The following is a 23,383-nucleotide window of genomic DNA, read 5'->3' as shown; positions in this document are numbered from 1 at the left end:
AAAGGAGCCAATATGTCGCAGACTACAAAGCGGGCCCTTGCCCAGTCCCTGAAACATCTCATGGAACAAAAACCCCTGGAGAAGATAACTGTGGTGGACATTTCAGAAGACTGCGGCGTGAACCGTCAGACCTTTTACTACCATTTCCAGGATATCTATGATCTGATCGAATGGATCTATATCAATGAGGCAGAAAAGCGGTTGGGGGAAAAGACCACATACGATACCTGGCAGGAGGGCTTTCTCCAAATCCTCTCCTACATTTTGAGCAACCGGACTTTTGTAAAAAACACCTACCACTCTGTCAGCAGGGAATATCTGGAGCATTTCCTCTTCCGGCAGATGTACCGGCTCCTGCTGGGAGTCATAGAAGAAAAAGCGGAAGGCATGGCTGTCCGCGACACGGATAAACAGTTTATCGCCAACTTTTATAAATATGCCTTTGTGGGTTTGATCTGTGAGTGGATCGAAGATGGCATGAAAGAAAATCCCCAGGCTATGACCGACCGCCTGAGTCTTCTGGTCCACGGTACCATCACCGGAGCACTGGAACGGTTTCGGACAGATAAGAGGCATTGATTTTTTATACACTTTATGCGCAGTGTCAAAACTTTTGACACTGCGCATTTTCTGTGTATGGCAGTCTTCTCTCTCAGCGTTTATAGTAAAGACAGATAAACAAAAAACATAGTCCCCAAGAACAAGGAGGTATTCCTATGTATTACAGCAATGGCAATTACGAAGCATTCGCGCGCCCGGTAAAGCCCCAAGGCGTTGACAAAAAATCCGCATATCTGGTAGGTTCCGGACTGGCCTCCCTGGCAGCCGCCTGCTTTTTGGTGAGAGACGGACAGATGAAAGGGGAGCATATCCATATTCTGGAGGAATTATCCCTGCCCGGAGGCGCCTGTGACGGCATCAAAGACGCACAGAAGGGTTTTATCATCCGGGGCGGCCGTGAGATGGAAGATCATTTTGAATGTCTCTGGGATCTTTTCCGCTCCATTCCATCACTTGAGGTGGAGGACGCCTCTGTGCTGGATGAATTTTACTGGCTGAACAAAAAAGACCCCAACTACTCTCTCATGCGTGTGACCGAGAACAGGGGGCAGGATGCCCACACAGACAATAAATTCGCATTGAGCGACAAGGCAGCCATGGAGATCATGCAGCTCTTCTTCACAAAAGATGAGGATTTGTACGACAAAAAAATAAATGATGTTTTTACGGAGGAATTCTTCAAATCCAATTTCTGGCTCTACTGGAGGACCATGTTTGCATTTGAAGACTGGCACAGCGCTTTGGAGATGAAGCTGTATATCCAGCGTTTCATCCACCATATCGGCGGACTTCCGGACTTGTCTGCCCTGAAGTTCACAAAATATAACCAGTATGAATCCCTGATCCTGCCCATGGTGAAATACCTGGAGGCTCACGGGGTGCAGTTCCAGTATGACACCAGAGTGACCAACGTGGTCTTCGACATCACACCGGAAAAGAAGGCTGCCAGAAAGATCATGATGATCCACAACGGCCGGGAAGAGTGCATTGATCTGCTGGATGACGACCTGGTTTTTGTCACCAACGGAAGCTGTACGGAGAATTCCAGCCTTGGGGATGATAACCACGCCCCGGTATTCAATGACACCCCCGGCGGATGCTGGGAGCTGTGGAAAAACATTGCAGCTCAGGACCTCTCCTTCGGAAATCCTGACAAGTTCTGCAGTGAAACAGATAAGACCACTTGGGAGTCCGCAACCGTCACCACCCTGGATGACAGGATCCCCCCCTATATCCAGAAAGTCTGCAAAAGGGATCCCTTCAGCGGCAAAGTGGTAACCGGAGGCATTGTGACCTGCAAGGATTCCTCCTGGCTTATGAGCTATACCCTAAACCGGCAGCCCCACTTTAAGGAACAACCCAAAGATCAGCTCGTGGTCTGGGTCTACGGTCTGTTCACAGATGTTCCCGGGGACTATGTAAAAAAGCCTATGCGTGAATGTACCGGAAGAGAGATCACGGAGGAATGGCTGTACCATCTGGGCGTCCCTGTAGAAGAAATCCCGGATATGGCAGCCAATTCAGCCCGCTGCATCCCCTGCATGATGCCGTATATCACAGCGTTCTTTATGCCGCGGACAGCAGGCGACAGACCTAAGGTCGTGCCGGACGGGTGTGTGAATTTTGCATTTATCGGACAATTTTCAGATACCGTCCGCGACACGGTATTCACCACGGAGTATTCCGTGCGGACAGCCATGGAGGCAGTCTACACGCTCCTGGATGTGGACCGGGGCGTACCCGAAGTCTATGGTTCCTGTTATGATATCCGCGCCCTTCTGGATGCCACATCCAAAATGCTGGACGGCAAGAAAGCCATCGAGATGAAGGTGCCGTGGATCATGAAGCTCGTGGAGAAGAAAGCGCTGCGAAAGATTTCCGGCACGGTGATCGAAGAACTGCTGAAAGAATACAATGTGATATAAGATAAGGGGGAGGCAGGTGAGATCCGTCACCTGCCTCCCTTCATCATTGCCATTCGTTACAGCACCCGCTTGCTTTTAACAGCTTATTACTTTTTACCACTTCATAGGAAGCTTGGATATCCACAGACAGCTTCCTGTCCTTATCCAAAAACGGAACTATCTTTCTGTATTCCTCAAATGCCTTTCCCGTACATTTCCCAAGTTTATAGTTTCCGCGCAGATCCACGGCCTGGGCTGCGTGCATCAATTCCATTCCCAGGATGTACCTGAGATTATCCACAATTTTAAAGGATTTTTCCAATATGAGCACAGCGTTGGAGGCATGATCCTCAATATACCCGGACAATGCAAAGAAATCCATAGAAGAGGGATTCGCCAAAGCTCTGTTCTCGGTATCCAAAGATGTAAACGTCTTCTGGATGGTGGAATATCCGATCACGGTCTTGCCGCCGTCCGGGGATAAAAACCGGGGCAGCCCGGTAAAGGATGGATCTGCCAGCTTGAGAATCCTGTGACATGCACCTTTTGATATATGGTTCAGTGCAATATTCAGCATTTCCGCCTTTAACGCCAGATTAAGAGGCTCAAAATTACAGCTCACAGACACCCTCTCCTCATCAGGAAGAACACAGGGATTGTCATCCGAATGGTTCAGATGCTGGTTCAGACTCATTTCAAGCAGCTTGACGCATTCCAGTACAGCCCCGTTTATAAAAGCGGAATCCCTGAAGCTTAAAGGGTCCTGAAGCGCTTTGCCCTCTGTACCGTCGAAGAGATAACTGCTCTCTAACATATGCAGGCATTCCTGCGCACATTCTGTCTGTTCCGGAAATCCTTTTGCCTCTGTTACACTCCTATCAAGCTGCTGGATCTGTCCGTTTAATCCCTCCAGGCCAATGCAGTATATAAGATTGGAGTTAGCGGTCAGCTCTTTTACTTCTCTCAGAAGCAGAGCCGCCATGGCAGCTGCCTGAGAGTTGGAGGATACAATGCCAAGGCCGTCTTTCGGACCCAGGACCAGAGGCTTCATTCCCTCATCTTCCATGGCTTTCAAGCTGTCTGTGGGCTGTCCCTGATAGAGTACATCATTCTCCCCGATCATGGACATGCCGATCATGGCATTTACCGCCAGATCCGCTTCCCCCACAGAGCTTCTTCTCGGAACCAGGGGATGGATCCTTTTATTTAAGAAATCCCTGTAGCGTTCCAGCACATCCCGGGAAAGGCCTGCACAGCCATACAAAGCCGTATTCAGACGAATCAGCATAATGGCTCTGACTTCCTCCTCTGTACAATACGGAGGTACACAAAGAGAATGGGAACGCAGAAGGTTTTTATTATACTGGTCAAAATATTCTGTATAAACCTTTCGGTCTTTGTTCCATCCAACCCCCCTGTTTGTCCCATAAACAGGTATTTCCGAATCTACCATCCTGTATAATACCTGCTTAGCCTTTTCGGCCCTTTTCATAGCTTCCTCCGAGAGTTCCACAATGGCTCCGTGATATACCACTTCATAAATCTGATCCAAGGTGAGATTCTTTCCGTCTAAAACAATTTTCTCCATAACTGTTCTCTCCCATTCTGTTCAGTACCGCTGCACTGTTTTTCAGAAAATATAATATATTTCCATCAAAATTTTGTTTAAAAAATGCAGAATTGGTCGAGATATTTTTTTTCCCATATGGATGGGATTTTTGATCGTTCCTCTCCTATATCAAAGATCTGCCTGTCTTCCCCGATCTTGACCCTGCTTTCACAAGGACACGCTGCAGATTGGGTGATCAGGCCGAAAATCCTGCTGTACAGACAACGTTCCACAGGGTCCCTGCTGTACTGCGCGTATTGTCCGGCCTTTTTCAGATACATGGCACCTCCCTCAAAATCTCCTTTTCTGAATAACAGGACCGCTTCGTAGGCATAGGCCGTACTTCTCTTATACACCACATGGAGATGTTCAAAGCTTTGGATCGCGGCTTTTATATAACGCTCTGCCATACAGTCATTACCTGTATCAAACAATCCTTTTCCCATATGGAGATACAGCAGGGTCTTGCCGCTGATATTATGGATATTTGCATGGATATCCAGTGATTTTCTGTAATATTCCATGGCACGGTCATAATCTTTTGTCAGACGGCCGATTTCCCCCAGCCAGCTGTAAGCTACAGCAGCATTGGCGCCCCATTCCTCTTTCCACTCCTTATCCAGGAATATATCCGCTGCCTCAAGCAGTTCCCGGCTGCCTTTTTCCATCTCCCCTTTGAGCACATAGCCAATACCCTGAAACCTTTTCCAGAAGCCCTGTTCTGCAGATGTGTCAGCAGCCTGCGAAAGCCCTTCCCGGCTGTAACGGATGAGTGCATCCGCCTGACAGATGTCCATGGCAAGATACGCTTTCTGCTTCAGAGTTTCCTTTGCCGTGCCCTGCAGCTCCTCCAAAAGACCGATATATTCCCAGGACCTTTCATAGTCCGGGATCTTTACATAGGACTGGACCAGCATAGTAAGATAAAGCTCCAGCCGCTCTTTTTCAAAGCCCCCGGGATTGACTGATTCTTTATACGCCTCCACATAGGCTTCCATCTGCTTATAAATAAATTCTATCTGTTTTCTGTTGTTCAGATATGTTTCCGTGTTATACATCACATCGTAATCATGCAGTACCGGGAAAAATTCGTGGGCGATGGCCAGATATCTGCGCAGATATTCTTTCAGGTAAAAATCCGATTTTTTTCTGTCCTGGCTCTTAAAGTAATGATAGCTGATCTTAGGCAGGATATCCTCGTTCTTTCCCATAAAAAACTGCTTCTCAAATCGTTTTGCCATGAGGCTGTGAAGACTTTTCCTTTTCGTCAGGCTGAGGCTTTCATAAGCCCTTATCCTTTCCTCCTCATTCGGAAATGAATAATAGATCCTGCCGGCATCCTCTTCCTCTCGTATCATCCCCCCTCGGACAAGGGATTCGATCCCCTCCACAAACAGGGAATCCTCCAAGCCGGAAAAATACTTTAATTTTCTGTATTCCGCCCTGTCGCAGAACATAGAGATCCATTCCAGCAGGCTTTTGCAGATATCCGACTGGCTTTCACCCGTATTGGAGAAAGGCGCTTTCTCCTCCTGCACACGCTCCCGCTCTTTTTGGCTGATGATCTTTTGCCAGAGCTTTGTGATCTCCTCACCGGGCACCTCATCCAGTTCCTGTTCCAATATGTACTGCAGCTCCCGATAGACCATATCTGCCCGGTTCCTCTGCCCTGCTTTTTCATATAATTTCATAAGAAGCTGATAATATTTTTCACAAAACTCGTCCATGGCGATGAGGTTTTTACATATCTCCTCACACAGATCCAGTCTGCACTTGTCTTTGAACAGTTCATCCTCTGTAAGGAAATAAATCTTCTCTGCGGTCTCAATCCTTTTCTGACGTATAAAATTTTCAAACTGACTGCTTTCTTTTACTTCAAAATGGTCTAAATACCAGAAATTCTCCTTACCGGAAAGGATCTCAAGATCACTTTTCATCTCAATCAGATCCATCCACAAGTCCGCTTCCGGGTTGATCCTGAGCTGCTGCCTGCCGTCTGTGATCAAAAAATCCTTTCCGAAAGCCTTTCTGATATGATAGAGCGCATTTCTGTAATTTCTGTTTGCCTTTTCTTCATCATATTTATCTCCCCAGAAGATATCTTCCAGTACCTGCTTATTTTCATACCCTTTGGTAATGAGGTAATAGAACATTCCCTCTACCCGTCCATAGGGAAACAGATATCTTTTTTTATTCACATAAACTCTGGGGGTCCCTAAAAGAAAAACTTCTATTTTATCCATGCTGTCCTCTCCCTTTTCTGTTCCGCACACTCTATCTATTTATCATAGGCACCACAGGGAAATTAGTCAATAACACTTTTTCAACAAAACTTCAACAGCTATGTTTTATAATAGAGGCAAAAGTTCCCAGGAATGAATTTTTAAACAACTCTAAGGGAAAACAGGAGGAATCTGTTCTATGAACCATTACAACATTACCCTTACCATAAACCGGGAAATCTTCATTTTTTCCGTCACGGAAGAAGATACCCTTCTCGACGTGATCCGGGAAAAAGCAGGACTTACAGGCACCAAACAGGGATGCGGCTGTGAGCAGTGCGGAGCCTGCACTGTGCTTTTGAACGGAAAAGCTGTTAATTCCTGCTGTGTACTGGCACTGCAGGCGGACAATGGGGAAATTGAAACCATTGAGGGGCTGGAATCTCCAAATGAGCTGCATCCCATTCAACAGGCTTATATAGACGAGGGTGCCGTACAGTGCGGTTTTTGCACACCGGGTATGATTATGTCTACAAAAGCCCTTTTGGACCGGATTCCCAAGCCTGACAGTTCCCAGATCCGGGAAGCGCTCTCCGGAAATATCTGCAGATGTACCGGTTATACAAAAATTGAGGCAGCCGTTAAAACTGCCGCCCAAAAACTGGAGGAGGTGTCCCATGAATCCATATAAAACTGCCGCACACGGAATCCCAAGACATGAGTCCGCCGCAAAAGTCACCGGAAAGGCTCTCTACACAGGGGATCTTTCCCTTCCTCAAATGGTGTACGGTATGATGATCCGAAGCCCTCATGCACATGCAGAAGTCACAGACATTGACCTTTCCCAAGCAAAGAAGACCGAAGGCTACATAGGCGCACTTCTTCCCTGGGAGGTTCCCGACACCTTTTACAACTGTTCCGGCAATCCACCATCCCCGCTGCTCATGAAAGATGAGAAGATACTCACCGCCCACCCTCTCTGTGTTGGAGACCGCATCCTGGCCATTGCCGCCAGGACCCCACAGGCGCTTTTAAAGGCAGCCAAAGCCGTAAAGGTCAGCTACAGGCTTCTGCCTTCCGTACATACCATAAAGGACGCATTAAAGGCTGATGCCGCTCCGATCCAACCGCATCTGTCCCAAAACAATATTCTTGCCTCTAGGGAAGCCTCTGCCGGTGATACGGAAAAAGGCTTTGAAGAAGCAGACTATATTTTTGAGGATGATTTCCACACTTCAGCCATGCAGCATGTGGCTATGGAACCCACATCCTGTATCTGCGATTTTTCTGACGGCAGGAAACTGAATATCTGGAGCAATTCCCAGACACCTTATCAGGAACGAAGGATCATGGCGGAACTGTTTGGGATGAACGAAAATGATATCCGTGTTGTGAAGCCTGTCATGGGCGGAGGTTTCGGTGCCAGGCAGCAGCTCCATAACCAGCCTGCCGCTGCCCTTTTGTCAAAAAAAATAAGAAGACCCGTTAAACTTATCAACACTCGGGAAGAAGAGATGTATGCTTCCGTAGTACGCCATGAAATGCAGACACATTTAAAATTCGGTGTAACAAAAGAGGGCATTTTAACTGCTTTCCGGACAGAATACTATCTGAATGCAGGTCCTTATACTACCCACACCCCCACGATCGTGGCTGCTGCCAGCAGAAAATTCCAGTACAAGGTCCCCAATTATCTTTTTAACGGATACAGCATAGCAACCAACGGTCCCACCGCAGGCGCATTCCGGGGATACGGCAACGCACAGCTCACCTTCGGCCGGGAACTTATGATGAGCCGGATTGCCAGAAAACTCCACCTTGACCCCGTGGAATTCCGTCTGCGCAATCATGTACAGACAGGGAAAAAGTTCCCTGCCGCCACAGCAGCGGTTACGAGCTGCGGCATTGAAAAATGTGCCCGCCGTTGTCAAAAGATCCGTCGGGAGATCGACGAAAAGGAAGGGCTGGCTGATAATGAGGAGATCCGGCAGGCGTGGGGTGTCTCTTTTGCCTGCCATGGATCAGGCCCTTCCTCCAAAGAAGGAATGAGTTCTGCCGTCATACTGGCAAACGATGACGGCAGCATTCACCTTCTGACCGGTTCCGCGGATATCGGACAGGGCAGTGAAACCATGCTTTCCCAAATAGCGGCGGAATACCTTGGAATTCCCTTCTCTCTTGTTAAGATCACTGCGGCCGATACCGGAATCTCCCCTTACGATACCGGAACCTTTGGCAGTTCCCAGACTTATGTAAGCGGAAACGCGGTTGTGCTTGCCTGTCAGGATATCATACAAAAGCTTGTCCATGCCCTGTCAGACTGTTACGGCAGTACAGATATAACATTTGGGGAAGACAAAAAATTTCATATCCCGTCAAAAAATCAGCATCTTACTTTTCAGGAAGCTGCGGGGCAGGTGTTTTTCGGTATGAAAGGAGCAGTCATTATGGGAAATTCCAGCTATAAAGCCCAGGAAAGTCCCAACCCCTTTGCCGTCTGCATGGTGAAGGCAGAATACGAAAAGAAGACCAACAGCATCATCCTGCGGCACGTGATCGAGGTCGTGGACGTGGGCACCCCCATCAATCCCCTCACCGTCATAGGGCAGATTGAGGGCGGGATCGGGCAAGGTGTGGGCTACGCTCTGACAGAGACTTTGGAGCACAACCGCCGCGCCGGCAAGGTGATCTCCTCGGACCTTCTGACATACCGTGTACCGCTGATCTCGGATATGCCGGATATCCATGGAGAATACATTGAAAGTTTCGAGCCTACCGGTCCCCTGGGCGCAAAAAGTGTAGGGGAATTGACTACCGTACCCGTAGCGCCTGCCATTGCAGACGCCGTATCACAGGCATCGGGCAGAGAGATCAACCGGATACCGCTGTCTGAGTCCTTTTTCATAAAACCAAACAAAAAATAGGAGAGATGACCATGTATTATAAACCGCAGAATCTGGAGGACGCGCTTTCCTGCCTGTCCTCCGAATCCCCCGTCATCCTTGCCGGCGGGACAGATCTTATGCCTTTAATAAAAAACGATTTAAAGCCCTCGGGAAATTATCTGGATATCACCCATATTCCAAACCTCCGCGCAGTCAAGAAGACAACAGAGGGCTGGTTTTTGGGGGCTGCCGTTACTTTAAGCGGACTTTCCTGCAATTCTGCCCTCTGTACCTCATATCCTGCTCTTGAGATGGCTCTGCGTGTTACGGCTTCCCCGCAGATAAGAAATATGGGGACGATCGGCGGAAATATCCTCCAGGACAGGCGCTGCATTTATTTCAACCAGTCCTCTTACTGGAGGAGCAGTATACCGAAATGTTTTAAAACAGGCGGAAACCTCTGCCACCAGATTCCCAACTCTCCTGTGTGCCGCGCTCTGTATTATTCTGACCTGGCTCCCGCCCTGATGCTTTATCACGCGCAGGCTCTGTTCTACAAACATGGAGAAAAATGCAGGCTGCCCGTAGAAACTTTCATTCAAAACCATATCACACAGAACGGAACCATAGAAAGATCAGATATCCTTCTTGAAGGGTTTCTGCTTCCCTTCCCGCAACAGGGATACCGGAGCGCCTTTGAAAAAATAAGTATCCGTGGCTCTGTTGATTTCCCCACCGTCAATTTTGCAGGCGCTTATTGTCCCGAGACCAGAGATGCACGGCTCCTGGTTGGAGCTGTGGCTGACAATCCCGTGGAACTGCATGACACCGCAGACTTCATCTTTGCCGGAAAGGACACGGACCTGGATCAAATAGCGGAGACAGCAGTAAAAGAGCTTCTTTCCAAAAGCAAGTTGATCAAAGAATCTACCATTTCCGTAAAGGTAAAAAAAGATTCCTTTCAAAATATCCGCACGCTGCTGAAAATCCTGATTTGCCCGCCGGAAGGATAATCTGCAAATTTCCATTCTTTATAAAGAGTAAGGGCAGGTGAACGCCCTCACCTGCCCCTTACTTTTTTTCTCCTGTTTCCAACAATCCTGTCAATCCGTTTCTCATCATTTTTTCTTCATGCTTTAACAGGGATTCCCACTTTTCTGCAAATGCCTTATAATCCCTTTGATGCAGATCCTCTGCAGCCTTTTGGATTCGTTCTTTATATTCATCATGAAGTGAACGTGCCTTGAGCCGGTGCAGAGTAAACGAGTATCCCCAGGCCAGCATCTCTCTTAATTGTCCATAGCATTCCCGCACAATGGAAAGCGGACATTTTTCCTCTATAAAAAAGAGACAGATTTCAAAAGAACGATAGCTTTTTCCTTCTCTCAGCATCTTTAAAAATTCTTCCTCCAGCTGTCTTCTCTCATCCTCGCAAATATGCTCCAGCGTATAAAAAGAAATCCGGCGTATGGTCAGAGCCAGGACCTCCATACTTTCCAGATACAGACGCATCCCTTCCCTTATCTCTGTTTTGGAGAAATCCATGGGACGCACCGTTGTACAGATCTGTGTCCCCTTTCCATGAAAAGATTCTATCAGCCCCAGACTTTTCAGAATACTGAGGGTACGGCGCACTGTGCTGACAGACACACCATATATCTCTGCCATCTTGGGCAGTGACGGCAGATAGCTCCCTGCTGCATATATACCCCGGTTGATTTCCCTGATGATCAGGGATACCATCGTATAGCAAAGCTGAGGTCTCTGTCTGTAGATATTCCAGTGGAAAGGTAACTGTTCCGTACCCTTGGGGAATACTGCTTCCTCATTTTTTCGGAGAAAAGTCTTGATCTCCTGCACTGCTTCGCAGTAAAAATCTGCGAACTGCTCATGCAGCCATGTGACTACGTCTTCCCGGCACCTGTCTGTGCCGGTGTAGGGTGTGATCTCGTTTTCATCCTTGTTCACCAGATACGGGAGCCGGATATAGCCGATGACCTCCCAATAAAAATTCAGGGCCAGACCATTATTCAGGCTCAGAAGCGCCAGATAGTAAAATTCCACCGGAAGGGATACGGCATTGCCCGATGGAGCCATGAGTTTTTTCGTAAACCACTGCCAGTTTTTTTCATCCCATCTGCGGACTCCTTCCTCCCAGAGAGGTTCCAGGAGAAGTCTCCCCGATTCACACAGCTCCCGGACGCCTGCTTCTCTGGGAGCAAAGTATTTCACCGCATTTCTCCTGAAGCCTGCGGGGCTGCTTTTATAAATGACTTTTGCAGTTTTTCTCGCATCCACCCGGATCAGTCCCTTTTTCTCAAGGACAGAAAGTGCGTTTCTAACCGTTGCGGGAGCCATCTGGAAGATATCACAGATTCTGTTGATGGAGGGCAGATGCTCCCCGTATCTATAATATCCAAAAAGGATCCTGGTCTCATAATATTCATAAACTAGTCTGTAAATTCCGCTTTCAAGCAGCATAATTCTTCACCTCAATGGATTCGCTGATATCTTTAGTCTTCTTTTCTGAAGATGAAATCATATAATGTCTGGAATAGTCTTGCCGGGTCTATGGGCTTAGCCAGATGCGCATTCATTCCTGCAGCTTTGCTCTTCTCAATATCGTCGTCAAAGGCGTTGGCCGTCATGGCAATGATCGGAATGGTCTTGGCATCGGTATTACTCAGATGACGGATATTGGTGGCTGTTGTCAGGCCATCCATGAGAGGCATCCGGATATCCATCAAAATTGCATCATAGTATTTCTCCTCTGATTTGCTGAACAGCTCCAGGGCACGCAGACCGTTTTCCGCAGTATCCACAATAAATCCTTTCCCTTCCAGGAGCATGACCGCAATCTCCGTGTTCAGGGGATGGTCCTCAGCCAGAAGCACACGTTTTCCTGTAAAATCATAGTCCATCTCTGCCTCTTTTTTCTCTGCCTTCTCCTCATCCTTTTTGCCCAGTGCCTTGGAAAATGCAGATATAAGGGAGGATTTGAACATAGGTTTGCTGATCAGCAGATTAACACCTGCCAATTTCGCCTCATGCTCAATGGAACTCCAGTCATATGCCGTCATTATGATGATCGTCACCTCAGGTCCCACAATGCCGCGGATACGCCGGGCTGTCTCGATACCATCCATCTCCGGCATTTTCCAGTCAATCAATATCATATCAAAATATTTTCCGTCATTCCACAAATCCCGGACCCGGTTCACCGCTTTAAGCCCGCTGTCCGCCCACTCCGCGGATATTCCCATCTCTTTCAGGGTAACCATGGCACTCTCGCACACTGCCACGTCATCATCCACCACCAGTGTTTTAAGATTGGCAAAATTATAGGTTTGTTTCTTCTGGTTATGATGCAGTTTCTCCTCCTCTGTGATGCCCAGCTTTACATCCACAGTGAATTCCGAACCGATCCCCTTGATGGAGCGGACAATGATACGCCCGTCCATCATATCCACAATATTTTTAGAAATGGCAAGGCCAAGGCCTGTTCCCCCGTAAAGCGCGGTAGTCCCTGTACTTTCCTGGGAAAAGGGCTCAAATATATGGGGGAGAAACTCCTCGTTCATCCCTACGCCTGTATCGTTGATGACAAACCGCAGGACAGCATCATTCTTTGTTCTGCGCATCTGGGCAGCCGAGAAGGTCACTTTACCGCCCTCACCGGTAAATTTTATGGCATTTGACAGGATATTGATGAGCACCTGCTGCAGTTTCATGGCGTCTCCCATGTAATAATCATCCAACACAGGATCCACAATACACTCATAATCCACACCTTTTGCAGATGCCTGCGCATGGCAGATGGAGTTGATCCCATTTAGGAATTCCTCTGTGGGGATCTTCTCATTTTTCAGCAGCATCTTGCCGCTCTCGATCCGGCTCATATCCAGGATATCGTTGATCAAGGACAGCAGGAAACGGGAGGAAATGCCTATCTTGGCAATACAGTCTGCCACCTGCTCATCATCCCCGATCGACTGGGCCGCTATGGTGCTCATGCCGATGATGGCATTCATAGGTGTACGGATTTCGTGGCTCATGCGTGACAAAAAGTCTGATTTTGCCGCGTTGGCCTGTTCCGCTGCAACCAGGGCTGCCGCCATCTCTTCCTTCTGACGCTGCTCCTGGCGCACCACGTCAGTCACATCCGTTCTCGCAAGACAGGCCCGTCCCAGTTCCCTGTCTATGTAGAAAACCTCACAGCGCTTAACCCGCAGATCCCCGGTCTCATTCTTCATCTCCACAATAAAGGAATAGGATTCACATTCCTCCAGGTGTTCTTCCATATAGCTGTATTCCAGGTGCTTCAGATAGGAGGTACAGATTGGTTCCTCCATGGTGCCTTCTGCCACTTTTTTGATCTCACTTTGGAAACGCCCGCTCCTTGGCAGAATTCCGTATGCCCGTTCATCAAAAGAAATGAGATGATAGGTATCACGGCGGATATCAATATCTGCGATCAGCTCAAAGCCAAGATCCGTGATTTTTTTCAAGAGCTGTTCCTGCATTTTTTGTTCCGTCACATCAAAGGTGTAAAAAAAGGTAATGATATCACCGCTCTGGGGATTTAAGTGGGAACGGAAGTTGGTATTGCTCCAGAATACGCTTCCGTCCTTTCTCCTTCTTAAAAATTCAAACCTGTAATCCACTTTTCCCGCATGATAGTCCGCCAGCACTTTCTCCCGGTCAAGGGCGCTGCTGATCTTTTCCCCGTACTGCCAATCCACAGCAGACTGTGCCATATTCTGCACGGTCTCCTCATATGTGGCCCCCACATGGGTAATGGCATCATCAAAGGCGGACACATAGCTCTCCACACAGTTTTTCGTCACATTGATCCGGCCCCGGAAATTTTTCTCTGAGGAGGACAGCTCCGCAAAATAAGCCATCTCTTTTTCAAACAATTCCCTGGACTTCTCCTGAATCTGTTTTTCCTCTGTAATATCCACAAAAACACAGTAAAAATACTGTTCCCCTGTTTTTTCGGTAAAAAGCTGGGCCTTTATGGAGATCCATTTGACAGTACCGTCTTTGCAGATCAGGCGGTTTTCATTATGTATGGTGTTGCCGTGCTTTAACTGGGTCTTCAGCTTGTCTGTCATGACCGCCAGGTCTTCGGGATAAATAACAGAAGACATGCGGCTGCCCATGCCGGCAAACTCCTGTCTGGTATAGCCAAGAAATTCAAAAAGACCGTCATTGGCTTCAATGACGGAAAAGAACTCGTCAAATCTGCAGCGGAATACTGCACCGGGTATATTATTATAGATACGCAGCAGATCTTCATGGATTCCCCCTGTATCCCATAGACAGATATTCTTTATCAGCCATTTTTCCTGATCCAGGGCCAGTGTGAAATGTCCCTCCATCTGCCAGGTATATGTCTCATTTCTTAAATCCAGCCTGCAGGAAAGACTGCAGATCCCATGGCCCAGAGACTGTTCATATATGACAGAGACTTCCGGATAAAAAACAGCTTTTATATTTTCTATATCTCTGCGGATATAATCCAGTACCTCTTGTTTTCCATGAGCATGTTCCCTTTTTCCGGCTTCCTCAAAGCGAATATCACTGTCCAAAAATTCTGCCGCCTTCTCAGGCTCCCGCAGCGCAAACCAGGTATTACAGAATTCTTCTACAGCCAGCCTGGCATCTCTTTTCTTTCCCATTCATCCATTCCTCTCATTACAGCATTTTTCCTGCTGCTTGTCTCTTTTGCCTTTACATTTTATCTTAACACTTATCGAAATTGTTGTAAACTGTGCATTTCATGTGCGCAGGCACATATGTCACGATGCCAGTCATCAAACGGCTGTACGCTTGTCATGTGCATTTCATGCGCGCAGGCGCATATGTCACGACCCGGCGTTTTTTTCTTCCTGCTATTCCATTATTGCTTTTTTCTGCCCCATCCTCTATCATGTATCTGGTCCTATAATAAAAAATTATTTTTTCTGTCACAAGCCATACATTTTCCTGTCTAAATCAATAGGAGGTAATCATTATGAATATAAAAAATAACGAGGAACTGACCACATTGCTGGAAAAAGCAACCGCCGGAGACGAAAAATCCCTGGAAACCGTTATCCTGAGTATACAGGATCTGGTGTTTAACCTGTCACTCAGGATGCTGGGAAGTTTTCCCGACGCGGAGGACGCCACCCAGGAAATACTGCTGAAAGTCATCACCCATCTATCCTCTTTCAGAAAAGAGAGTTCTTTTACTACATGGGTCTTCAGCATAGCATCCAATCATCTGAAAAACTACAAGAAAAGTATGTTTGCCCGCCATCCTCTCAGTTTTGAGTTTTACGGCAATGACATTGAAAACGGCAGTGCCAAAGATATTCCCGATTTGTCCCAGGACATAGAAAAAGCGGTGCTGGCGGAGGAACTAAAGATGTCATGCACCAATGTGATGCTGCAGTGCCTTGACACAGAAAGCCGCTGCATTTTCATCCTTGGCACCATGTTCAAAGCGGACAGCCGTATCGCAGGCGATATTCTGGGCATCAGCCCGGAGGCATACCGCCAGCGTCTCAGACGAGTACGAAAAAAAATGGCCGATTTCCTGGAAGAATACTGCGGGGAGTACGGACACGGAAGGTGCCGGTGTAAAGACCGGGTCAGCTATGCCATCCAAAATCACCGGCTCCATCCATCCAAAACAGAATATACCTCCTCAACGGAAATTCCGGCTGAGACACTTATGGATGTCAAAAATGCCATGGAGGATATTGACGGGCTTGCCGGCAGCTTTCAATTCTGCAAGGCTTACAAATCACCGGATCATGCCAAACGCTTTATTCTGGATTTTCTAAAGTCCACCCAGATATCTATTGTCAAAAACAACGAAACGGAGGGCGCGTAAATGAACACAGAACTTATACTAAATTATCTCACCGACCTGGAGCAGAACAACTGCCGTGACTGGTACCATGGGCACAAGGAGGAATACAAAGCAGCCAATGCAGAGTTTGAGGCACTGATACAGGAATTGATACTCCGCATCGGCGTCACCGACAGCAGTATTCTGCACAACGAACCGAAGGATCTCACGTTCCGGCTTACAAGAGATACCCGTTTCAGCCATGATAAATCCCCATACAATCCCGCTTTCCGGGCCCATATTGCGCCCATGGGCAAGCTGCCCGTGCCTGTGGGATATTACCTCATGATAAAACCCGGCGGCAGGTCCTTTTTAGGCGGTGGATTATTTGCAGATATGTTTAAGGATGCCACCTCCATGATAAGGGATCACATAGCAAAACATCCGGACCGGTGGGAAACGGTCATCACTGCCCCCGGATTCACAAAAAATTTTACTGTCAGCGGCACATCCCTGAAAAATGTACCTGCCGGATACGACAAGACACATCCTCAGGCCCAATACCTGAAATATAAAAGCTGGTATCTGGAATATCCCATAAGTGATGAGCTTCTGTGTTCCCCTGAAGATTTCCTTGCCTTGGCAGCAGATGTGTTTACGCAGATGCAGCCGTTTAACCGTTTTCTGAATACTGCATTGGATGGCTTTAAAATGCCGGAAAGACCTTAATTTTCTAAAACGCAAAAAAAAGGAGAAGCCCCTTCCGTTTCACGGACAACAGGCTCTCCTTTTTTTCTTGGGTGCTTATCACAATATGCTAAACTTCAGAGAATGTACCCCGGCGTTCCTTATTCCGCTGCCAGGTATTGATACAGAAGTTTATCCAGGGCATCCATGTCTATGGGTTTTGGAAAATGGGCATTCATGCCTGCCCGGATAGCTGCATGTGCATCTTCAGCAAATGCGTTGGCAGTCATGGCTATAATAGACATTTTTTTCACGTCCTCCCGGTCCATCCCGCGGATTATTTTGGTAGCCTCATATCCGTCCATCTGCGGCATCTGGATGTCCATGAGTATCATATCATAATACCCTTCCCCGGAATCTGATACCATCTTCACGGCTTCCTCCCCGTCACACGCTTCCTCTATCCTTGCTCCCGTTTCCCCAATCAGTTCCCGGGCAATCTCTCTGTTGATCTCGTTATCCTCCACCAGCAGGATCCTTTTGTCTGAGTAATCTTTTCTGACAGAAGGCCGCATCATTTCCTTTGGTGACTTTTCGCCGCTGAGCTCCTCCAGCAGGCCGCACAACTTTGCATGGTAAAACGGCTTTGCCAAAAATGCTGTGACCCCGGCTTCCACAGCCTCCCGCTCTATCTCTGACCAGTCGTAAGCAGTCAGTACGATCACGGGAATCCCGGCTCCTATAACTTTTCGGATACGGCGGGTCACTTCCACTCCGTCCATATCCGGCATCTTCCAGTCCACGATCACCAGGCCATAGGGGTCTGCCTTCTTCTCTGCCTGCAGGACTTTATGGACAGCAGTGCTGCCGTCTGTGACAAATTCAGCTCTGAGTCCCATATCATCCAACAGTTCCGCCGCATTTTCACAGATAAGTCTGTCGTCATCCACCATGAGACAGCGCACACCGATCCACTCCTGGGGCACTTCCTCCTCCCCGTTCTCCTGCAGCTTCAAAGGAAGTGTCACCGTAAATGCAGAGCCTGCCCCCGGTGTACTCTCCACCTGGATATCACCGTTCATCAGATCAACTACATTTTTTGTGATAGCCATGCCAAGCCCGGTACCGGTAACTTTGCTGCTTGTGGAATCCTGAGCGCGCTCAAACGGCTGAAAGATCCGTTCTATAAATTCTCCGCTCATGCCGATTCCGGTATCTTCACAGCAAAATACATAATTCAGATAACCCTTGCGGTTCCCTGCTTTCTGCGTCACGGTCACATGGATGTTTCCCCCTGCAGGCGTATATTTAATAGCATTGCTCAGAATGTTGATGCATACCTGCCGGACACGCAGAGGATCTCCGATGACCTTTTCATTCCGCAGTTTGGTAAGCTCCACTTCCAGGTTCAGCCTGTTTGCGTCTGCCTGGGGTTTTAAAAGCTCCGTGAGTTCAGATATAAGCTCCCCGAAATTAAACGGTTCATATCTTAGGGAGAGTTTTCCGCTCTCGATCTTTGACATATCCAGTACATCATTGATCAGACTGAGCAGATGTTTGCTGGAAAGCCCGATTTTTTTCAAGCACTCTGCCACACGGTCCCTGTCGTTGAGATGGGCTGCCGCGATAGCTGCCATTCCCACAATGGCATTCATGGGGGTCCGGATATCATGGCTCATATTAGACAAGAACTGACTCTTTGCCCTGCTGGCCGCCATGGCATTGTCCAGGGCACTCTGAAGCGCTTGACGCTGCTGTTCCTCCTCATAACGCTGCTCATCTATACGGCGTGATATAAGGATTGCCAGCCTGTCCTCAGAATACGGGTTATCCACATGGATGATCTGTGTGGAGGTCCAGTGGTAGACATCGTCTGTGAACATTTGCCTGGCTTCCATAAACACTTCTTTTTTTGTCCCCAGCACCTCTCTTAGATTTTTAAGGGCAAACCGGCTGATATAATCACTGAGGCTGTCCTCATGTATGGTATGCAGCATGTCTTCAAAAAGTTCACTGTATGTTTCCTGTTTTCCTATATTCAGCTTCAGTGCCGGGTCGATATAGATAAATCCAAGCGAATCTCTTGTAAGGTTCACACTGATGATAACCGGATAGGCATTGGAGATCGCCCCTACCAAAGTCAGACGCTCCTGAAGCTTTTGTCTCTCTGCTTCCTCTGCTCTTAACTTTTCCTCCGTCACATCATGGAAGGTCGCGATCAAAACCGGATTTTCATTTTCGTCCAGAGTTTTCTCAACGATCCCGGCAGCCCAGAAGTACGTGCCGTCTTTTTTCATGACCCTGTTTTCAAATATATGCTTATTATCCCTGTCCGCTTTTACTTTAGAAAGTCTTATTACCTGTTGATATTCATCCGGATGGATGATTTCCTGAAGGCTGACCCCTTTGGGCGCATCATTGGAGGCGCTGTCCGGATAAGACAAAAGGCGCAGTCCCTCTCTGTTCAGCTGAAGCAGATGATAGGGCTGATCCACGGTTAGGAGAGCAACGCCCTCCGGAATGGCATTATATAAATGTCCGATATAATTCGCCTGGCTTCTCAGCCTTTTATTGGTTTTATTTACATAGTGCAGGTAGAATGCAAAAAGCAAGAAAATCCCCACCAGTATACTGGCAATAAGTGCCAGAGAGCGCAGCAGGATAACATTGGTCTGTGCATCCACCACCTGCTTAGGTATGATAGATATGAGATACCAGTCCGTATCCAGCTTCAGAGGCGTATAGCAAAAAACCGTATCCTCCTCCTGATAGTAAAAAACAGCCCACCCGGTACGGAGGTCTTCCAGAGACTGCCGGAATTCCGTAATACCAGCCTCCTCATTTTGGGCGGCCGGCAGCATATCGAACAGATTCTGGACCGTTTTATTACTGTTCGGATGAGGCGAACGTATCAGCACATCCCCCTGGGTATTGACAACATAAGAAAATCCGGCATCATTGTAAAAGGACAGGCTGAAACTGTCCACAATACTCTCCACCTCATACTGTTTTATCAGGTATCCGGTGGTATCATCCTGCAGTTTTACCCGGACAAACAGTTCAAAAACATTGACGCCCGTAACACTGCTGATATGGGGGTCCAGGATTCCGGAATCCTGCTTCTTATCCTGCAGGGCCTTCTCTACCGCTTCATCCTTTTCGGACTGTTTAGGAATACAGGTGCCGTCTGAGAGATAGAGCTGCACACCGCTTTCTAAATTACTGTAATCTTCCATCACATCAGCCAGCTCTTGTTCCTGTTCCTTTGTATATTGCTCCACATAACCGGCTATGGTATCCATAGACTCATAATTTTTCCCAAGCTGAACCTTCAGTGTGCTGCATCCCTGCCGGGTGCTCTCCATGATCGTATTGATCGACTGTTCCCAGAGCTGTTTTTTAACCCCCTGCACAAAAAGAAAAGTAAGAAGGAAAAGTACACTACCCACCAGCACTGCAGCCAGTGCCGTCTTTTTCTTTATGCCTGAAGCTTCTTTGTTTTGAATCACTGTGATCCCCTTTCTGCGGCATTTTGTTCATCCATCCATTCCATCGTCTCATCCAGAGTCTCCCCGGAGAGCAGTTTGACAGAAACCTCTTTTGTCCATTCCCATATGGGAAGTTCTAAAAGCCCGTCAGTTCCTATCACCGTTTTTCCAGACTGATAACAGGAGATCAGAGGCTGGATCTCCTGGACAGAGGAGGGGCTACCACCCTTTAAGGGACTGAAGGAAGACTGCTGGTCTGCAAACTTCTGTATATTTTCCGGCCTGGTAAAATATTCAACGAACTGAAGTGCAGCATCCAGGTGTTCACTGTCCGCATTCACACCCAGCCTGGTATCCGCATTGATGACCAGAAGGGAACCATCCTCCAATACCGGATAGGGCGCCACCTCAAACTCAAATTCCGGATCCATACTCTTCACCCGACCGGCAGCCCAGGCTCCGGTCAGCATAAACGGGGATTTCCCCCTGACAAACTCCGCCAGATCATCGGAAGTCTTATTCGTCTCCAAAGCTGCTGCTGCTTTGATATATCCTTTGGTGATCATATCCTCCGCCAGAGAAAAACCGGGGGCCAGATAATCACTGAGCTTTCCCTTGCCCTGATTGAGCTGTTCAAACACCTCTGCCTGGCTGTTGTCCTGATATACGGAATAGAATCCCTTTCCAATGGCCAGTGTTTTTAAAGAAATATCATTGTTGGCGATCACAGGTGTAATTCCCTCTTTTACGAAATAACTGCATACCTGTTCCCACTCCTCAAGATTCTCCGGAACCTCCTGTTCATGTTCTTTCAGGAGGGACAGATTACAGTACAGACCAAACGCAGACACTGTAGTGGGAACCCAGTAAATACCTCCGTCATCCTCCATCTGCCCCCTCATGGCCTCCGTGTAGTTTGATATGGAATCCAGCCCTGACAGCTCCGCAAGTTTTCCCTCGTGCTCCAGCTCCAGCACCACATCGTGATTCACCATAAAAACATCATCACCTTTTTGGGCATCCATTCTCTTATTCAAAGCCTCAAAATATTCATTCCCCTTCAGACTTTCATACGACACACGAATATCCGGATTCTCATCCATGAATCCGGATATGATCTCCTCAATGACCGTTACATTTTCAGGCTCATATTTATTCCCAAAAAAAGTTATGGATGTAACATTCTCCGGCAACTCCTGATAATTTGTCACGGTATTTCTTTCACCGCATCCGCCAAGTGTAAAAATGCTGCTCCATATCACCAGCGAAAGCAGTACACACTCTCTTCTTCTCATCCAGTCCGCACTCCTTTGTCCCTCTATGTTCTGTATATGTATGACAGTCACCCGAACATCGCAGACTCTGCTCATATATGTTTCATTCTAACATAAGAGTGCAAAATGTGCAATCAATCTGTAACCCCTATTCTGCTGTCTTATGAGGCAGTGATAAAACAGTGCCGCCCTCCTCCGAAAAATAAAGTTTCTCAAATTCGCCGGCACTCACAGGCCTTCCGAATAAAAATCCCTGTATATAATCCGGTGAAGCCTGCATAACTGTCTCAAACTCTTCTTTTGTCTCCACACCCTCCACACAGACCTTTAAATGAATGATATGTGCCAGCTTGACAATATACTCCAGAAAAATATACTCATAACTGTCTTTGCAGAGACCCTTGATAAAGCTGCGGTCTATCTTAATGACATTGGCCGGCAGTTCCTTGAGGTGGCTCAGAGAAGAATAACCTGTCCCAAAATCATCAATGGCGATTCCGTATCCCATCTCATGCATATCTTTAAATTCCTGGTTCAGGAAATGCAGATTAGGCACCCAGCAGCTCTCTGTCAGCTCCAGGATCAGATTTTTTGCGGATACCTTGGGCACATGTTCGTTTTTCAGATATTCCAGCAGGGCATTTTCTTTCAACTGGATGTAAGACACATTGATGCTCATAGTAAAATCAGGATTATATTTCTGCCACTCCCGGCACTGCTTTGCGCCCTCCTCCAATACCCATTTCCCACCTGGATGATCAGATGATTCTCTTCCAGAAGAGGAATGAATTCAATAGGCGAGACCTCGCCGTGGTCAGGGGAATGCCAGCGCAGCAGGGCTTCCGCTCCCACTACTCTCTTATCTTCCGCATCGATCTGGGGCTGATAAAACAGCTCAAATTCACTGCATCCGTTGTTTACACAGGTGTGCAGACTTTCCTGCAGTTCCATGATCTTCCGCTTTCTGTTGTACATTTCCCTGGAAAAGAACACAAGCTGGTTCTTTCCGTTCATCTTCGCGATCTCCACTGCATTTTCCGCGTGCCTGAATAATTTCTGATAGGTCCGTCCATCTCCAGGTATCACACAGGCCCCGGCAGAAACAGATATGAGCAGTGTCTGGTCATCCACAGTAAATTGATTGGCAACGAACAACTGAATATTATCATAGATCTCCTGGATGCTCTCCCTGGTACCACCCTCCATCCAGAAGGCAAACTCATCGCCGTCCAAACGGTACATCTGGCATCCCGGGGGAAGCAGTTCTGATATGCGTGTGGAGATCATGTTGAGTGCCCTGTCACCAAAAGCATAACTATATTTTTCATTGATATTTTTAAAATTGTCTATATCCAGGACCACCATGACTCCCTGCATACGTTTCCCGCATTTTAAGACCTGGCAGATATCGTGTTCAAACTGGTTTCTGTTCATCAGTCCTGTAACATTGTCGAATTTGTTCTGCTTACCAATGTTGGAAATCCTGCCAAGCATAAAAAGGGGCCGGTGCTGTTCATCGGTCTTCACTTTTCCCCTGCACGATACCCATATGATCTGTCCAGTTTTTCGATAAACCCTGTATTCCATATCATGATAGTCCTTGACACCATCCTGGATAAGCTGCAGGTCCTCAAGCCATAGCCGCAAATCTTCCGCTACCATCACGCTTCCCCAGACAGCAACCACATCCTCCTCTATGCCCCGGTCTACATTAAAATCTTCGTATGCATTTTCCGATATGTAAAAAGTCCCGTTCTGGATATCCCACATATAAAGATAATCATCTGTCGTCTCGGAAAGCAGATCCAAAAATACACCGGCTGAAAATTCCGTTTGTTTAATTAAATTAGGCATGGCAACCTCCTGTGCACCTTAATAAATACATTATAACTTAATTTATTTGTCTTTA

Annotated in this window: 13 protein-coding genes and 1 pseudogene; 7 read left to right on the top strand and 7 right to left on the bottom strand. The window is 47.5% G+C overall.

The features are described 5' to 3' along the window. Positions 1-12: 12 nt before the first annotated feature. Together C6P39_RS22830 and C6P39_RS22825 are read left to right on the top strand one after the other, a co-directional pair. Positions 13-579, top strand: coding sequence for a TetR/AcrR family transcriptional regulator (locus C6P39_RS22830; RefSeq protein ID WP_095173211.1), 567 nt, complete (start codon positions 13-15; stop codon positions 577-579). Positions 580-716: 137 nt separating this feature from the next. Beyond that, positions 717-2,486, top strand: a complete 1,770-nt coding sequence (locus tag C6P39_RS22825) for an oleate hydratase (RefSeq protein WP_104805308.1) — start codon at positions 717-719, stop codon at positions 2,484-2,486. Between the two features lie 43 nt (positions 2,487-2,529). Here C6P39_RS22825 and C6P39_RS22820 read toward each other — a convergent pair whose 3' ends face one another. Beyond that, positions 2,530-4,053: an HAL/PAL/TAL family ammonia-lyase gene (locus tag C6P39_RS22820; protein WP_104805307.1), complete on the bottom strand. Its 1,524-nt coding sequence runs from the start codon at positions 4,051-4,053 to the stop codon at positions 2,530-2,532. 77 nt (positions 4,054-4,130) lie between these two features. Next, positions 4,131-6,317, bottom strand: a complete 2,187-nt coding sequence (locus C6P39_RS22815) for a BTAD domain-containing putative transcriptional regulator (RefSeq protein WP_104805306.1) — start codon at positions 6,315-6,317, stop codon at positions 4,131-4,133. A 178-nt stretch (positions 6,318-6,495) separates the two neighbouring features. Between C6P39_RS22815 and C6P39_RS22810 the strand changes: the two genes are divergently transcribed. Genes C6P39_RS22810 through C6P39_RS22800 form a run of 3 tightly spaced genes read left to right on the top strand, consistent with a single transcriptional unit; the run spans position 6,496 to position 10,194 of the window. After that, positions 6,496-6,987 carry a (2Fe-2S)-binding protein gene (locus tag C6P39_RS22810; RefSeq protein ID WP_104805305.1) on the top strand — a complete coding sequence of 164 codons (492 nt, stop codon included), beginning with the start codon at positions 6,496-6,498 and terminating at the stop codon, positions 6,985-6,987. Next, entirely contained in the window at positions 6,974-9,220 is a 2,247-nt protein-coding gene (locus C6P39_RS22805; protein ID WP_104805304.1) for a xanthine dehydrogenase family protein molybdopterin-binding subunit, read from the top strand. The genes C6P39_RS22810 and C6P39_RS22805 overlap by 14 nt, the downstream gene beginning before the upstream one ends. Positions 9,221-9,231: 11 nt before the next feature. Beyond that, positions 9,232-10,194 carry an FAD binding domain-containing protein gene (locus C6P39_RS22800; protein WP_158661674.1) on the top strand — a complete coding sequence of 321 codons (963 nt, stop codon included), beginning with the start codon at positions 9,232-9,234 and terminating at the stop codon, positions 10,192-10,194. 58 nt (positions 10,195-10,252) lie between these two features. Here C6P39_RS22800 and C6P39_RS22795 read toward each other — a convergent pair whose 3' ends face one another. Together C6P39_RS22795 and C6P39_RS22790 are read right to left on the bottom strand one after the other, a co-directional pair. Next, positions 10,253-11,662 carry a GntR family transcriptional regulator gene (locus C6P39_RS22795; protein ID WP_104805302.1) on the bottom strand — a complete coding sequence of 470 codons (1,410 nt, stop codon included), beginning with the start codon at positions 11,660-11,662 and terminating at the stop codon, positions 10,253-10,255. 32 nt (positions 11,663-11,694) lie between these two features. Beyond that, positions 11,695-14,865 carry a response regulator gene (locus C6P39_RS22790; RefSeq protein ID WP_104805301.1) on the bottom strand — a complete coding sequence of 1,057 codons (3,171 nt, stop codon included), beginning with the start codon at positions 14,863-14,865 and terminating at the stop codon, positions 11,695-11,697. A 335-nt stretch (positions 14,866-15,200) separates the two neighbouring features. Here C6P39_RS22790 and C6P39_RS22785 point away from each other — a divergent pair, with 335 nt between their 5' ends. Both C6P39_RS22785 and C6P39_RS22780 read left to right on the top strand, forming a co-directional pair. Then, positions 15,201-16,067 carry an RNA polymerase sigma factor gene (locus tag C6P39_RS22785; RefSeq protein ID WP_104805300.1) on the top strand — a complete coding sequence of 289 codons (867 nt, stop codon included), beginning with the start codon at positions 15,201-15,203 and terminating at the stop codon, positions 16,065-16,067. Further along, a complete protein-coding gene (locus tag C6P39_RS22780; protein WP_104805299.1) occupies positions 16,068-16,754 on the top strand; it encodes a DUF2461 domain-containing protein in 687 nt (228 codons plus the stop codon). Positions 16,755-16,873: 119 nt separating this feature from the next. Here the strand turns inward: C6P39_RS22780 and C6P39_RS22775 are convergent, their stop codons facing one another. The 3 genes and pseudogenes from C6P39_RS22775 to C6P39_RS22765 form a co-directional block, all read right to left on the bottom strand. Continuing rightward, complete coding sequence (locus C6P39_RS22775) at positions 16,874-20,221, bottom strand: response regulator (RefSeq protein ID WP_104805298.1); 3,348 nt, start codon at positions 20,219-20,221, stop codon at positions 16,874-16,876. Next, positions 20,218-21,495: an ABC transporter substrate-binding protein gene (locus C6P39_RS22770; protein WP_095173219.1), complete on the bottom strand. Its 1,278-nt coding sequence runs from the start codon at positions 21,493-21,495 to the stop codon at positions 20,218-20,220. The genes C6P39_RS22775 and C6P39_RS22770 overlap by 4 nt, the downstream gene beginning before the upstream one ends. A 127-nt stretch (positions 21,496-21,622) precedes the next feature. Further along, positions 21,623-23,244: pseudogene (locus C6P39_RS22765) on the bottom strand (bifunctional diguanylate cyclase/phosphodiesterase). Positions 23,245-23,383 lie beyond the last annotated feature (139 nt).

This window comes from Blautia marasmi (assembly GCF_900258535.1).
Lineage (GTDB): Bacteria > Bacillota > Clostridia > Lachnospirales > Lachnospiraceae > Blautia > Blautia hominis.
This window is presented reverse-complemented; position numbering and strand designations above follow the sequence as displayed.